Source organism: Hathewaya proteolytica DSM 3090 (assembly GCF_900142225.1).
Classification (GTDB): Bacteria; Bacillota; Clostridia; order Clostridiales; family Clostridiaceae; genus Hathewaya; species Hathewaya proteolytica.
The window spans coordinates 175050-190570 of record NZ_FRAD01000004.1 but is presented as its reverse complement, the minus strand read 5'-3'; the positions used below and the strand labels follow the sequence as shown (position 1 = coordinate 190570).

General features: G+C 31.9%; 16 protein-coding genes. 2 read left to right on the top strand and 14 right to left on the bottom strand.

The genetic code is table 11. The features are described 5' to 3' along the window. Positions 1–103: 103 nt before the first annotated feature. The 3 genes from BUA73_RS02440 to BUA73_RS02430 all read right to left on the bottom strand — a co-directional run bounded on the left by BUA73_RS02440 (position 104) and on the right by BUA73_RS02430 (position 2717). Positions 104–517: a C-GCAxxG-C-C family (seleno)protein gene (locus tag BUA73_RS02440; RefSeq protein ID WP_072901930.1), complete on the bottom strand. Its 414-nt coding sequence runs from the start codon at positions 515–517 to the stop codon at positions 104–106. Between the two features lie 310 nt (positions 518–827). Beyond that, a complete protein-coding gene (locus tag BUA73_RS02435) occupies positions 828–1400 on the bottom strand; it encodes a xanthine phosphoribosyltransferase (RefSeq protein WP_072901928.1) in 573 nt (190 codons plus the stop codon). Between the two features lie 240 nt (positions 1401–1640). After that, positions 1641–2717, bottom strand: a complete 1077-nt coding sequence (locus tag BUA73_RS02430; RefSeq protein ID WP_072901926.1) for a YecA family protein — start codon at positions 2715–2717, stop codon at positions 1641–1643. A 235-nt stretch (positions 2718–2952) separates the two neighbouring features. On the opposite strand from BUA73_RS02430, the gene BUA73_RS02425 reads away from it, so the two are divergent. Beyond that, complete coding sequence (locus tag BUA73_RS02425; RefSeq protein ID WP_072901924.1) at positions 2953–3261, top strand: DUF1540 domain-containing protein; 309 nt, start codon at positions 2953–2955, stop codon at positions 3259–3261. Between the two features lie 67 nt (positions 3262–3328). Here BUA73_RS02425 and BUA73_RS02420 read toward each other — a convergent pair whose 3' ends face one another. The 10 genes from BUA73_RS02420 to BUA73_RS02380 form a co-directional block, all read right to left on the bottom strand. Further along, the gene (locus tag BUA73_RS02420) at positions 3329–4090 is read right to left on the bottom strand and encodes a hypothetical protein (RefSeq protein ID WP_072901923.1); all 762 of its coding nucleotides are present in this window, start codon (positions 4088–4090) and stop codon (positions 3329–3331) included. Between the two features lie 139 nt (positions 4091–4229). Continuing rightward, positions 4230–4934, bottom strand: coding sequence for a hypothetical protein (locus BUA73_RS02415; RefSeq protein ID WP_242942311.1), 705 nt, complete (start codon positions 4932–4934; stop codon positions 4230–4232). A gap of 3 nt (positions 4935–4937) precedes the next feature. Beyond that, positions 4938–5978 (bottom strand): hypothetical protein, encoded by a 1041-nt coding sequence (locus tag BUA73_RS13675; RefSeq protein ID WP_084671985.1) that lies wholly within the window; start codon positions 5976–5978, stop codon positions 4938–4940. Between the two features lie 50 nt (positions 5979–6028). Next, on the bottom strand, positions 6029–6829 hold the full coding sequence (locus tag BUA73_RS13670; RefSeq protein WP_084671983.1) for a hypothetical protein: 801 nt from the start codon (positions 6827–6829) through the stop codon (positions 6029–6031). 197 nt (positions 6830–7026) lie between these two features. Continuing rightward, positions 7027–7791, bottom strand: coding sequence for a tyrosine-protein phosphatase (locus BUA73_RS02405; RefSeq protein WP_072901921.1), 765 nt, complete (start codon positions 7789–7791; stop codon positions 7027–7029). A gap of 208 nt (positions 7792–7999) precedes the next feature. Further along, entirely contained in the window at positions 8000–8938 is a 939-nt protein-coding gene (locus BUA73_RS02400; RefSeq protein WP_072901920.1) for a 3-hydroxyacyl-CoA dehydrogenase, read from the bottom strand. Between the two features lie 184 nt (positions 8939–9122). After that, entirely contained in the window at positions 9123–9830 is a 708-nt protein-coding gene (locus BUA73_RS02395) for a DUF1648 domain-containing protein (protein WP_072901918.1), read from the bottom strand. Beyond that, a complete protein-coding gene (locus BUA73_RS02390; protein ID WP_072901917.1) occupies positions 9827–10096 on the bottom strand; it encodes an autorepressor SdpR family transcription factor in 270 nt (89 codons plus the stop codon). The genes BUA73_RS02395 and BUA73_RS02390 overlap by 4 nt, the downstream gene beginning before the upstream one ends. Positions 10097–10204: 108 nt before the next feature. Further along, a complete protein-coding gene (locus tag BUA73_RS02385; protein WP_072901913.1) occupies positions 10205–11161 on the bottom strand; it encodes a hypothetical protein in 957 nt (318 codons plus the stop codon). Continuing rightward, positions 11148–11699, bottom strand: coding sequence for an RNA polymerase sigma factor (locus BUA73_RS02380; RefSeq protein ID WP_072901911.1), 552 nt, complete (start codon positions 11697–11699; stop codon positions 11148–11150). Before BUA73_RS02380 ends, BUA73_RS02385 begins: the two co-directional genes overlap by 14 nt. Before the next feature lie 239 nt (positions 11700–11938). Between BUA73_RS02380 and BUA73_RS02375 the strand changes: the two genes are divergently transcribed. Further along, a complete protein-coding gene (locus BUA73_RS02375; protein WP_072901909.1) occupies positions 11939–13018 on the top strand; it encodes a helix-turn-helix domain-containing protein in 1080 nt (359 codons plus the stop codon). Positions 13019–13058: 40 nt separating this feature from the next. Here BUA73_RS02375 and BUA73_RS02370 read toward each other — a convergent pair whose 3' ends face one another. Further along, positions 13059–15491, bottom strand: a complete 2433-nt coding sequence (locus BUA73_RS02370; RefSeq protein ID WP_093426667.1) for a DEAD/DEAH box helicase family protein — start codon at positions 15489–15491, stop codon at positions 13059–13061. Between the last annotated feature and the right edge of the window lie 30 nt (positions 15492–15521).

Genomic DNA, 15521 nt, shown 5'->3' with positions numbered 1-15521 from the left:
CCCCTTTTTAAAATATAATTTATATTATATCATATTCTAAATTTTTAAAAAAGGATTAACAAAGTATCACTTCATTAATCCTTTTTATTTAAATTACATGAATTTATTCAACCTCTATATCAGTAGCTACTACCTCATCTATGATTTTACTAACAACATGTATTGTAGGGACACATCCTTCCTCTGATGTTTTAAATTTAGGTTCAAGGAAAGAACACTTTTCATCCCCTAATCTTTCTTTTACTAGCTCCATCAATAGCTTGACTTTTGCCATCATAAGAGGACTTTCATATCCTGTCTCATCCATGTACAAATATCCCATAGCAGCAATTCCTCCGCTTATAGCACCACATACATTTCTAGTTGCCATTCCTCCACCAAAACCACCCATAGAAAGATAAACTGATTCATCTAAATTTAAACCCCATGCATCATTTGCCGCACGAAGAACAGTTTTAGCACAATTATAGCCCTTTTCCTTACAATAATAATCTAAATAACCCTCTATTTTCTCCATATTTTCCTCCATATATTTATCTTGTTAGAGCAAAGTTTTTTACAATAACAATTGTATATTATTTAATTACTTTATTTAAGCCTATCTATCCAATCATAGAAATAAGGTTACCATACATGCATTTGTCTGTCTAATTGAAAAGAATAATAGAACCCTATATATCTATTATATTTTTAATTGCATACAAAATAGATAGAGATAAATTCAAAACCTTCACTTTGGATCTATTTCTATCTAAATTTATAGTCTTTATTATGTACTTACTCATCTCTAATTTGCATACTGCAAATAGTATTTTCTAATCTAATTATTACTCCACAAATTCTATAATACCTTCACCTAATTTTGCTACTCTAGCTAGAGAATACACATCGTACCCCTTTTCATCTAGATTCTTACGGCCAGGTTGAAAGGACTTTTCAATTACAATTCCTATTCCACCTATTTTTGCCCCAACCTGCTCACATAGCCTTATGGCTCCAAAAGCTGCTTCCCCATTGGCAAGGAAATCATCTATAATAAGAATGTTATCCTCGCTACTTATGTACTTTTTAGACAAAGTTAACTCGTAATCCGTATTTTTCGTGAAAGAATGCACAGTTGTCTGAAGTGTATCTTCCTTAAGTATCTTAGATTTTTGCTTTTTTAAAATTATCATTTCAATATTCATTTGCATAGCAGTCATAACAGCCGGCGCTATTCCCGAACTCTCTATGGTTACTATTTTCGTAATATTTTTCTTTTCAAAGTATGACTTAAATTCTTTTCCCATATCATACATAAGTTGTGGATCTACTGCATGATTTAAAAAAGAATCTACCTTAAGTACCGTTTCAGATAAGGCATGTCCATCTTTTAATATGCGTTCGTGTAATTGCTTCATTTCCGCGTCCTCCATTTCCTAATGTATATTTTATTATACACCAAATTCTTTTACAAACAAGAAATTTGTTTTTTAAATATTATTTAGTGTTTTGTAAATTTTATATTGATTTTTTGTAAACAGTAGTTTATAATAAAAATATGAAATAGTTTTTTGTTCAACAACCCCATATATTGTAATGAAATCCCCCCCGTTGGAGGTGAAAACCTTCGGCGAGGGGATTTGACTCTTCATATTTATTTATTGTCTTCCACAACATTTCTTGTATTTTTTTCCGCTCCCACAAGGGCAAAGGTCATTACGCCCAACTTTATTTTTTGTGATTACACATTCTGTTGGCTTAAAGCCTCTGTTTTTCATCATTCTAGTATTATTCCACATTTCATTTATCAGGGAAACCATCTGCTTTACCTGTTGTTCACTCTCAAAATAAACCTTTTGTTCATTAATGACACTATACACTTCATTGATAGTAGAACCATGACGCATTGCACTTTGCATTTTTCTAATTACACAACTAATTCTTTCATTGTCTATACCCATATTTTCACTAAAAAAATTCATTAACTTTTGCACATGTTTATCGCTAGCAATGTAACCATTCAAAGCTATTTCTTCAATTTCAATTTCCGTTGGAATATAGAATTTTTTATCACCTTGGACCTCTGTAAAATTTTCAAGAACAAATTGTCCATTGATGAATGAAAAAGAATTAAACTCCTGTGGTATTTGCCCATAGTATTCCATAAGTTGTTCTTCATCTATAAATATGTTTTTGTGCCTGTTCACCACATTTACCATGACATCTAAAGGAACAGCTCCATAAAATTCTGCCGCCACCTTAAAACAATCTATAAGCCAACTTACTATTCTTCTTTTTTGAATATACTCTTCTGTATTAATTTTATTGTATAAAGATACCACATCTGCTGGAACAAAGGCAGTGCCATCTTTTCTATCTAATACGTAAAAAGAACTCTTTATCCTACTTAATAAGCTCTCCTCATTTTCTGCTATGTTATACCCTTCCCTATGCAACATTATTTTTTCTAATAAGGTCATTTCCATATCTCTTAAATGTATAAATGCCCTCTCCATTGTTTCTGCTTGTAGCATTTCACAAACTGTCTTATTTATCAATTCTCCTTTTCTCAAAGATGAGATCTTGGTCAATCTATACTTTTTGGCTATTCCCTTTATGTGTTCCTTTGTGTAGTTAGCCAATTCGTCCTCAAGTAAAACATCATCTGGCTTTATTACTTTTAGATGCTTGTCCAAAATACTAACACATTCTTCTTTTAAAACTCTGTTTTCCATATCTTCACTCCATTTTTAGGCCTATTAGTATATAATTTCAATATCATAAGTTAATTTCAAAGACCTTTGTTTATTTTTGCTATATTTATAGTATTATACCCTTTCGCCATTTTGTCAAGGTTTTTTTACAATATTTTCTATAAAGTGATTTTACAGCCAAAAAAACAAGTATAAATATCTCGACAATAAGCATACTAACTTTAAGATATTTATTACAAAACTTTAGGAGGTTCCCATGCCAAAATTATCATGTGGCGTATTCAATTGCGCCTATAACGACAGTAATCTATGTAGCTTAAATTCTATCAAAGTAAGTGGTGGTGAAACAAAATCAAACACATGCTGCAGTAGCTTTGCAGAGTCCAATGGTGTTACTAACTGTGTTTCAGGATTTGCAAGTCCTGATACAGACATACACTGTGAAGCCCATGACTGCATACACAATGAAAACTGTGCTTGTCATGCAGATAACGTAGATGTATCTTCCCTGGGTAGCGCTAACAACTGTATTGATACAAAGTGCAATAGTTTTACCCAAAAATAATATTAAACAATTATCCAAGACAAATCAACCTCCAGTATTTATATCTAGAGGTTGATTTATGTTATAACTATTCTCCTTTAGTTGCTGCCACTTCTTCCCCCTGATAATAATAAGAAAGAAATTTCAAAAAATAATTTTTCAGATCACTTTTTTCTATCATAGGAGATAGTACAATTGGATAACTCTTATTAAATTCAAAAATTACGCGTCGACCATATCTCTCATCCTTTCCAAGATCGTCTCGCCCTTTAATAGTAGATTTCATAATTTTACTGGTATTAGTTTCATCTACAATGTCTAATATATTAATAAAAAAATTACCATTTCTGAAAATTGGATATTTCATAATATAGTTAACCAAATCAAGATTATTAACAATTAGTTCATAGTAACGTTGTTGATCACTACCATTTGTATAATCATTTACATATTGGGACCCTAAAAGTGCTCTATAAATATGATTCTGCCAATCAAAATTTTTTATTACAATTCTATGAAAATAATTTTCACTACTTATAAGCTGAGGATATTTTTTTAAAATATATTCTCTCTTGTATAAACATAAAAATGAATGCCAAAAAATTTCATTAAAATAAATTTCACGATCAAGATTTAAAAAATAATCATGTATAACAGACATAAGTTGTATGAATTCTTTTTTTTGATCTTCATTGTTAATATCAGTAAAATATATTGGAAAATCAGGAATGTCATCTATAACTACAGAATCTCCTGAAAGATATTTATCATCATGTAAATTACCAACTAGAAAATCTTGATAAAATTCATCATTATTTTTATACCCCTCTTTTAATAATTTAATTTCCATTGCATAATCCCCTCACTGCTTTAGCATATTTTGATAGTACATGATCCGAAATCAAATAGACCACCTCATCTAAATTTTCTAAAGACACTTCTTTAATACTCTTTGATATCATTAAACCATATAATTTTTGGTCTAATGGTCATAAATCTTCCACTATATCATCTAACTTTACACCTTCATCTGGTGTGGCAGAATTATTTATTATAAATTTCATAATAGCTTTCTGCAAGCCCATATATATGTACGGATTATTCAAATCTCTACTAAAAGATATATCTCTAAATTGCATATCTTCATTCTTGTATACAATAACTATGGTTTCACTGTTCAACTCAATTTCTATATCTGATATAATAGAGGAATCTACTCTCTTTTCGAATAAATCAAAAGGTTTGTTTTGGCTTCCATCAAATAATATTGTATTAGAAAATCCCAATGCCATACCAGCATTTACTACAATATTATCCTTATATTCATCATAAAAGCAATTTATATCATTATTATCTTTGAAACCAATGTCTATTCTAGCTTGAAGCATAAGCTGTAATACTGTTCTACTGTCTAAAGACAATCTTGATTTTTTTACATGAACCACCGCATTATTCATGTCAGATATTACATGAAATTGATTATCCCTAGCCTTAATAATCAAAATAATTCTTGCTTTTTTATTTTTCAGCATATCTATTATGAAATCAGAACTAATATTATATTGTATTTCAAAAATATATTCGTCAGCATTCTCCTTTAACTCTACATCAAAATCAAAGTTTGCATTTTTATAATCATCAGTATTATTGATAAGCAACGGATATGGAAAATTTGCTTTCTTGGTATATATCAACTTTTACACCTCCACATAATATATGAATTTTAATGAACTGTTGTAACTCCTTGTAGTCTGTAATTTTAACTGAATTTTCTTGTTACAAATAGACACATTTTTAATGGTATTATTTTTCACAGAACATTGTAAATTCGTATTCATATCAACAATATTAAAATAGCTGTTATTAATATAAAATTCACTGCTGTATTCTTTACCGGTGCCATCTACAATATGTAATACAATGTCACATAGGTGTTCGTTACTGTATTGATAATTGTTTGAAAGGTCGATATATAGAATTTCTTTCCCAGGCAATACAAGTCGTTTTACTTCCTCTGGTTCAGCTCCAAATCTAACTCTGTTTAGATCTTTCCCGTCTCCATCTTGCCTTCTTGCAGACTTTTTTCTCTGTGTGCCAAAGGTATTTTGGTTTGTTTTAGCATTGTCATCACCATTATTACTTTTAACATGAGTTTTAACTTTCACTATATTTCTTTTGCTTTTACTATTACGTCTTGTTAACTGCACAGTAGAAATATCTTTTTGAAATTCCTTTTTAAAACTACTTTCCACTGAGTACAATATATCTGAAGTATCCATAGTTCCACCTACAGGATTTTCCATTTTCATTATATCAGAAATATACTTTCCAACTTCTTTAGATATATTATTAATGAATCTTTTAGCATTATTTTGGATATCTTGATCCTTAATATGATCACTGGATAGTGAAGTGTGAGATTCATTTTCTAGTGACTTAAGAAATTTATCCTCTTTATCAGATACAGGAATCATCACCGCATTAAAAGGCGCCGTAGCCATATTTTTTATTTTTTTATCCTCAATCTTCATGCCGATTCTTCTAACAATAGCCATACGCCCTTTTTTTATGTTACAATTATAGTCAAGATATAACATAAACTCGTATTGTTCTTTATCTTTATCCTCAATTTTTATCTCTTTTGGTTCTTTATTCATGTAGGTATTTATATATAATGAAGTAAAATTTTTCTTTATATTATCTATTTCTAAGCCTTCATAATAATTATTGTTTTTCACTATATTGATGATACTATCATTATCAATAATTAAGTCATTTACACGAACAACTAGTTTTTTTCAATAATAGCAATAAAAAAGTTATCACATACACTACATATAACACTTTTCTCATCATTATTTTGTTTTCTTAAAAAGGGAATAATAATCTTTAAACCTCTAGTATCTTTTTTAAATATATTACCAAACTTATTTTCATAAGGATATAATACATTCCCTATTTCATCAGAAAAATAACCGGTATCTCTATAAAATTCGCCATTATACTGGTGTTCTATCAGTTGTACTGTACCACCAAGATGCTTGTCTCCATTTTCATCACAATTAGCAAAAAACATAATATGAAGATCTGAAGCTGCATTAGATGCAATCTTTCCTATACCATGGGATCCACCTCTTAGACTCTCCTTTTCCTCATCATCTTCTTGGGGATGAACACCTTTCTTGTACGCGTATGCCCCCCACGTATCGTTTACGTGAAAATTTTGTCCATTTTTTGCTCCAGTAAGACCTCTAGTATTACTATCTTCAAAAGAAATATAAGGAACCAATAGTTTACCCTGTTCCCTCTTCATATGCTCGATGGTCCCTCTGCTGTAATTATTTTCGCCCTTAAGATGACAAATTCTATCCCTGATTTCGTCTATACCTGGAATATTGCTACTGTACACTTCCCCTAATTCAATATATACTTCCACTGGAGTAATGTTATCAATTAATTTTGCATCCATAGCATTCTGTATATTCTCTCTCACTAATCCATCCACACCAAGTCCATAAAATTTCTCTAATGCATTATTAAAAACTGTATTTTCTATAGCCTCTAAACGTGCAAATTTCCAAACACTCATCTTATTTGCCCTCCCCCTCTCTATAAGTATAAAGCCTTGAAAAATTTATTTACTCTTCAAGGCTTTATATTATTCCCAAATATTATGATACTATTATATATAGCATATTTCAACTTTAATCTACAAAATCTATAGTATATTTTGTAATTTCAAACTAATTTTCTATAGTCATAAGTGCAAAATAAAACAAACTCCCTTTACTCCAAATATCCCTTTTGAAGTAACTTCACTTTATCCTCATCTATGCCAAGTCTATTTCTTATATAACTGTCCACTGAGCCGTATTTATCATTTATCAAACTTATATATTTTTCAATACATTCACGTCTTACAAGCATGATTACTGTATATAATTCCAACTTATGTTTATCATTTAAAACTCCTTCATTCTTCAACCTGTCAAATTCAGGTTTCATAGCGTCATTGGTCATAAGATAATCATTTATAATATCCTCTCTATCAAAGCCAAGTACAGTAAGAAGCAAAAACATGGCAATACCTGTCCTATCTTTTCCTTGTTTGCAGTGTAAATATACACTAGGACAATTATTGTCAATTAATATGTGAAAAAACTTCTTATATGCATCTGCACTTTCTTCTGATAAAGCCAGCGCTTCATATATTTTCATAAACATTTCCATAGGTCTTTCCATTAACTGCGCAAACTCTTCGCTAGTATCGTTCTCCCCCTTTGGAATAGTTCCTGCTGGCAATGATGGTATATTGTAATAATGCGAAGAAGGTACAAGCTTATTGGGTCTCTCAGAACAAGCCGACTCTCCCCTAAAATCAACAATAACCTTTACTCCATATTTTCCCTTCAATAATTTTATATCATTTTCGGTAGCTTCTGATAATTCCGCCCCTCTAAATATTTTGTTTCTTTTTAATGCTTTTCCATCTGCTCTTCTTATCTCGCTTATATCTCTAACATTTTTTATTCCTTCAAAACTTAGTATCATATCCTTCCCCCAATATCTATTTTATTAGTGTAAAGTTTTTTACACTATATATCTACTTTATCACTACTGCGCATACCTCAATTTTAACACATTTATATGATTCTTATCTATATATCATCATTTTTTCAAAAATGTATAAAAACCCTGGTCCGAATTAAATCGAATCAGGGTTTATTTCTTTGTTTATTTTTATTTCATAGTAACTACATTATTTATATTTGTAGAATCCTTCACCCGCATTAATGCCTGTCTTGCCTTGATCTATATACTCTTTTAGCATGGCAGATATTTTGCCAGGAATTGATTCTGGATCTTGGCTTTTTGGATTCATACTATTAATATTATAAGCAGTAGTTAATCCAACTATATCAAGAATCTTGAAAGGTCCTGCAGGTGCTCCTGTAGCAAGCTCCCAAGTTTTATCAATGGTTTGTGGATCAGCAACACCTATAGCAAGTAAAGTTTCTGCTGCCGATAATAATGGAACTAACATAGAATTTAAGATATAACCTGGTTGTTCTTTTTTAAGCTTTAATGGAACCATGCCAATTGCTTCTGCAAACTTTACAGCTTCATCATAATATTTTTGCTGGGTTCCAGCATGACCCATGATTTCTGCTGTATTGAACCTCCATATTTCATTGGCAAAATGTAGAGCTAAATACTTTTCTGGTCTTCCAGTGTATTCTGCGAATGCACTAGGTAAAAGTGTAGATGAATTTGTAACAACAACAGTATGATCTGGAAGATGTTTCGACATCTCTTTATAAAATGCAATCTTTTCGTCAGGTATTTCTGCAATAGATTCAATTACAAAATCTGCATCTTTGAAAGCTTCTTCAAAACTTGCAGTTAGATGAATATTTTCATAAGCCTTAATTGCTTGCTCTTTTAATTCATCAATTTCAGTAGCTGATAAAACCTTTGAATCTGAAAATCCACGACAATACGCTGCTGGATTAGTTTTCCATGCTTCAAGAGTATTTAAATAAATGTTTTTAAGTCTCTCAAACTTTGGCTTAGCTCTTTCAATTGAACTTTCACTTCTTAACCAAACTTTCACATTGAAACCTTTAAAAGCAGTTTGATACGCTATTTGACTACCTAAAACGCCGCCACCTGCAACAACTACATTTTTATAATCCATGCTCTCATCTCCTATATATTTTTATAATTGATTTATAATATTGATATATTTTTAACAACTATTAAAGATATTATACCATACTAATTCCCTTCTGTTAAGACATATCAAAATAATTAGAGAAAACTTTTTATACTTTGGTATTCTAAATTTTTAAAATTCAAATACATAATTTAGTGTCATGTTTTCACTCAATATCCATTTTATTTTCTTTTTCATATTTATCAACTGCAATTTGTGCATATATTGCGCTAATTATGCCATCTACAACTAATATAGCAACCATAATAAAGGTGGATGCTACTCCGCCTATGAACAAGGTCTCAATGATAGTTATAATTCCAGAAATAACCAATGATTTTCCAGCAAATCTGTTGCTCATGGCCCAAACTTTATCATTTACCATACTTGCTTTTGTACGCAATCCAACTACAGAATTGCGCTTTGATTTTGGCAAAATATTTCCTATTGCAATAAAAAATATACTCATAAATATGTTAATAAACAAATACTTGTCAACATTAGACTGACTCATATTATTTTTAACTTCTAAAAATCCAGTATACATAGAAAAATATCCCATTATCCCAAACATAATAGATTGACCAATAGCCATATAATATATAATTTTTGCATTATTAGTAGCTTCTATAGCCTCTTTTTCGTCAGTAGCTGCTCTTTGTTTTTTCTCAAAGTGCCGTATAAATAAGCTCCAAAATAAGGTCAATACAATGATGATGCTAGGCATTATGAACCCCTCGTATTTTGATCCCCATCTGTCGATATTTCCTGACATATCATAATGTGCTGGAATTTTGTCTGGCATAAATTGCATGGCTACGGTAGTTACAATCATAGGTAATAAGGTAAAAAACCACAATAACTTCTTTTTCATTCTTCTCCACCTCCAAATTGTTTCATCCAAATTATTAATTCATCAAATACAGTGGTATTCAACTCGTAATAGATGAAATTTTTGTACTTATACTCCATAACCATATCTGTTTTCTTAAGCAATTTTAAATGATATGACAATGCTGCTGGAGTTATATTTAACTTTTCAGCAATTTCTCCCGCTGTCATCCTTCCAGATTTCAACATGGTGAGTACTTCACGTCTTATAGGGTCCGATAATGTTTTAAATGTATCTGCTATACCCACTTTTTTACCTCCATATCTATTTAAAATTCTATTTAAATAGATTATATGCTGGAGAATACAAAAAAGCAACACCTATTTAAAATATTTTTTAATTAGGTGTTGCTTAGACTATTTTACACAGCTTTGAATAATTTTATCAAATTCTTCTCCATCAACTTTAATAAAATACCACCCAAGATTTTGGTAACCTACATACCCATTCTCAAACAACCTAAGCTCTACTGTAGTACCGTCCTTCATATTGAAAAACAAATGGTATTGTTTATTTTCAGAATTATATATGCTAACTGTGTCTCCATTACTATATAAATATTGAAATTTACCTTGGTATAACCTTTGAAGAAATTTATTTATTTCGTCTTGTGTACAACCCAAAGATGCATATTCATATTCTTCATAACTGTTGTTGTCCCAATCATCATGAGTTACAAAGCTTACGCCTTTCCAATTTTCTTTTAAGTTCAACCTATTTTCCCCGAAGAGATCTTCACCACGATTAAAAGTTATACCGTTTAGCATTTCATAAAACTGTACACCAACTACCCCATTTTCCTCTTGGACTGTACAAATCCTAAAATTCTCGTCATACCCTTTAACCGTATATACGTCTCCCATTACTGTAGACGCAAGTTCCTTTGAATACTCATCTTTTCCCGAATATTCATCAATATTCCCTTTTGCTCTTCCAATATAATTGCCTACATACTTTTCTTTCAGCGATTTATCACCATTTATATACTGCGCTTGCGTATATATGTTATCCTTATATACAACAAGTCCAATCATACAAGTACTAATACCATTTTTACTTTTTTCAAGCCTTATTTTGGGTATATGAATCCCCATTTCATAATTTGCTTCTGTGTATTTCTTATTAGGATCCTGAAAATAAAATCTCCTATCTCCTTTTAGGAAAAATTTATCCCAATAGTTACCAATCAAAACAGCGATGCCACAACAAATTCCCAAACCAAATAAAAGACTTTTTTTTCTTTTCCTTCGTAATAATATTTTAGCATTTGCCTTTCTTTTTATGCTATTTATTAACTCATCAGTATTCTTCATATTCAAATCCCTCCTTTTCTAAAATCATCTTTAAAGATTTTCTGGCCGAATATGCTAAATTTTTAATCTGTTTATTAGTCTTCTTCAGTATTTTCCCCGCTTCATCGTAAGTTAATTGTTCAAAATACAGAAGATATAATAAAACCTTGTATTCAGACTTAAGATTGCACATGGCAGTATATACATGTCTATCATTTTCATCTTTAATTATGCTATTCTCCATCCTCTTATCACCAGTTAACTCATATGCCTTATCTATACTATAGTTTTCACGATTTCTATGCTTCATATAATCATATGCCTTATTTCTGGCTATGGAAAATAGGTAAGTTTTAAAGGAAGACTGTCCTTTATACCTCCCCTTGTATACAATAAGATCGCAAAAAGTGTCCTCCATAATTTCCTCAGCCACATCCATATTCATGACAAACCCTTTTATAAAATATACAAGTTTCACACTATACATCTCGATTATTTCCCGAAACCCTTCTTCATCTCCCATTAAAAAACGGTGGTAGCTACTTGCACCGTTATCCATAATCATTTACCCCCTTTACCTTTTTCTATTTGTTCTTATATAACTTAGTCTCTTAAACACCCCAAAAGTCTAATAATATTTTCTACACTTATATATTCTTCTTTATCCAACAATTCACCTTCCAACTTAACCCACAGTTATTCTTTTCTTTTTATTAGTTAACTACGCCTCCATTGTGCTGATGATAAACAGGATTTATACTTATAATATATTAAATAATGAAAAGGGGTGTTTTTAATATGGAAATGAAATTAGGTGACCGTATCGCAAATCTTAGAAAGGCAAAAGGCATGACTCAAGAACAACTGGCAAATTCAGTAGGTGTTTCACCGCCAGCAGTGAGCAAATGGGAGACTGACTCATCCTACCCTGATATAGCTTTGTTATGCCCACTAGCTAGGGCACTTGATACAAATGTAGATACATTACTTCATTTTGAAGAAACATTGACCTCTGAGCAAATTGCAGCTTATATGAAAGAAATCATGGATTATGCTACTAATGGAGATTTGAAAAGTGCTGAGGATTTACTACAAAAATTGCTTCATACTTATCCATCAAGCATAGAATTGAAGTACAATGCACATAATGCACTCTGTGCTTTCAATATGTTTTTTCCAAAAGAATCTGAAGAAAAACTAACACAGTGGGAAAGGGAAAAAGAAGTACTTTTGAATTATGTCCACCTTGCAGGAAATTCTCCCTATTGGCAGTATGCTGTATCTGGACTAGCTTCCCTTGCCATAGCAAAGGATGATATTGCAAAAGCTGAACCGCTATTAAAAGAATTGCCAGATCACAATATAGACACTACTATGCTATGGTCACAAATTTATCTAAAACGTGGTGAACCCGAAAAAGCCTTGGAATCAACTCAAAAAAAATTATATACCTTAGTACGACAAACACAATTATGTTTAGTTTCTATGATGAATAAAGAAATACTGCCCGACAACGAAAAAATGATGGAAATATGCAAGATTTACCGACAAATAGAGGATATATTTGGTATTGGCGGTGGTCTTAGTGAGGGTTTCTTTGTGGAAGCTTATGAACGCCTAGGTGATTCAGATAAACAAAAAGAAAGTCTTCTAAAAATGATGAAGGATGCCAATAAACCTCTTTTAATGCCAAACCCAGTTTTATTTTCTCCTGCTATAAAAATAAAAGATGAGCAACCAAGAATTTCAATGCTTCTAAGAAAAATGTTGCTACGTGGTCTATCAGAAGATAAGTCCATGGATGAATTCCAGGAAAATCCCGAAGTTCAAAGGGCTATACAAGAATTAAAGCAAAGTATTGAAGAAGATAAAATATAACCACCCTAACTCAAACAAGGCTCAACAATAAAGTTGGGCCTTAACTTTTCTGTTTATATCTTCTACGATAATATTCCATAGTTCGATACTCAATAATATCCTTCATTTGAGCTTTCAATACATCATTTCCAACAAACTCACTTAATTCCTTTCGCAAGGCAATTGCATATCCTTCTTTCTCCACAAAAAACCCTTTCCCTGAAGCTTTTAAAAATTTAATGGGATTTTTCTTAGCATTACTTAAATGTTGTCTATCCGAAATATTAAGATAATCCTCATAAGAAATACTAGCACCAAGGTCTTTCCAATTGGTACCTGTTCCAAAGAAAGCTTTCCAATGCTTTAGCACAGCCTTCTCCGTAACTTCCATGCGTATGTTTCCATTATTGTAAAAGCTATAAAGAATGGGCATCTTGTACACCTTTTGCATATCCGTGGTTTCCAGCACGTTTAGAAACTCTCGTCCAAGGCTATTGTAAATTTCAAGTTCCTCCTTGGATAACTCTTTCAGATCATAAAGGTAATCCATATATCTTCTAAAAGGATTTTCCTTGGAATTCTTCATGCAAAGCTCGTACACCTCATCTTCCATATAGGTGAACAATTCCATTCTAGTGGGAACTTTTCCCTCAAGCAATGATTTTACATCATAATATTGATTCTTTATCTTTTCTTTAATAGTTATTCCTCTTTTTTCTAATTCCTCAAATAAGTCCACAAGCCGCATATCAAAATCAACAATACAATCATCTGGATAATTAAGTTTATGAACCAAATCTGCCCCGTGGTTTATAGGATTGGAATTGCCAGCAATGCCACTAAGTAGCCATGGCGTCTTGCCAGCTTTCTCGTAATTGCCAATGAAATCTAGAACATTTAAATAGGTCTTTCCTTTGCTCTTACGCAGCCCTCTTCCTAGCTGTTGCATAAACACAATGGGGGATTCTGTAGGACGAAGAAATAGTACCATATCCACATTGGGAATGTCTAAGCCCTCATTAAACATGTCCACTGAAAAAATAACCCTGATTTCTCCATTTTTTAATTTATCTATAGCTTCCTCACGATTTTCTGAAAAGCCACCTTTGGCATCGCTATACACTGCAACTGAGGGAATCCCACGGCGACAAAATTCCTTAGCCATTTCCTCAGCATGCAATCTGGAACAACAAAACCCCAGTGCACTACTAGAATTATACTTCATATAGTATTTATATATTAAATCATAGCGCTTCACATTGCCAATGTATGTTTCGTTCAGTTCTTTTTCGTCATAATGTCCTCTCACCACATGCAATTTAGAATAATCTGTCTCATCATAAATTCCATAGTAATGAAAAGGAACTAACATCCCCTTGTTAATGGCTTCTTTCAAGGATAGCTCATAAGGAACATTGTAATCACATATCTCATATATATTTCTGCCATCCATTCTCTCTGGCGTGGCAGTTAGTCCCAACAAAAATTTAGGTTTAAAATACCGCACAATTCTCTGGTACTGCTCATTAACAGCATGGTGAAACTCGTCAATAACAATATATTCAAAATAATCAGGTGCAAAATATTTCTCTTGTAGATACTCAGCTCGTCCCAAAGTGGCAACAGAAGCAAAAATTACGGATTTATCTGTATCCTTCTGCTTACCATAAAAAAATCCATAATCTTCAGAATGCCTAACATTTTTAAAAGGTAAAGCGGCTTGGTTTAATATCTCCTCCCTATGTGCCACAAAAAGAACTCTATTGTACTTTGCTGAATCAAAGGCAGCTAGATAAGTCTTTCCTACCCCAGTAGCTGCTTGTACTAATCCCTTAGTAGCACCCTCTTTTCTGCTATCCTCTAAGGCGTATAAGGCTTCGATTTGTGCCCCTCTTGGTTGGAATATAAGCTGAACCTTAGCGTCTAAATCTTCTTCCTTTTCATTTTTCTCATATCTGTCCAAATCCTTTGATACCGCTGGCTTATGCCAATTTTTTGAGTATCTTTTTAATTCTGCATCATCTATTATAATTGAATGATGGTAAAATAGATCTTCAAAGGTGTCATAAAACTGCTGAAAATTTTTCTCGTCCAATAAGTTGTTAAATCTGTAATTCCACTCAATTCCCGATGTAAGTGCACTTCTAGACAAATTCGAAGAGCCTATATAAATATCGCTGCTATTGTCATAATGAAAAATATAAGATTTGGGATGAAAGGAACGACCCCTATCATTGTAAAACCTCAAATCAATGGAATCAGCCAGCTCTTTTTTGATTAAATATAGAGCTGAAGGCTGTGTGATTCCAAGATAGTTCCCAGTGAGCAGTCGTATTTTCACACCTCTATGTAATGCAGACTTTAAGTCATTCAATATCATTCTAACCCCTGACTCCATCAAAAATGATACTATTATATCAATTTTCTTTGCTTTTTGAATACTGGCTTTTAATTGATAATACAAGTATCTATTGCAATCATCACCGCCTGTCATCACATCAGTGGATTCTGCCTCTATAATTTT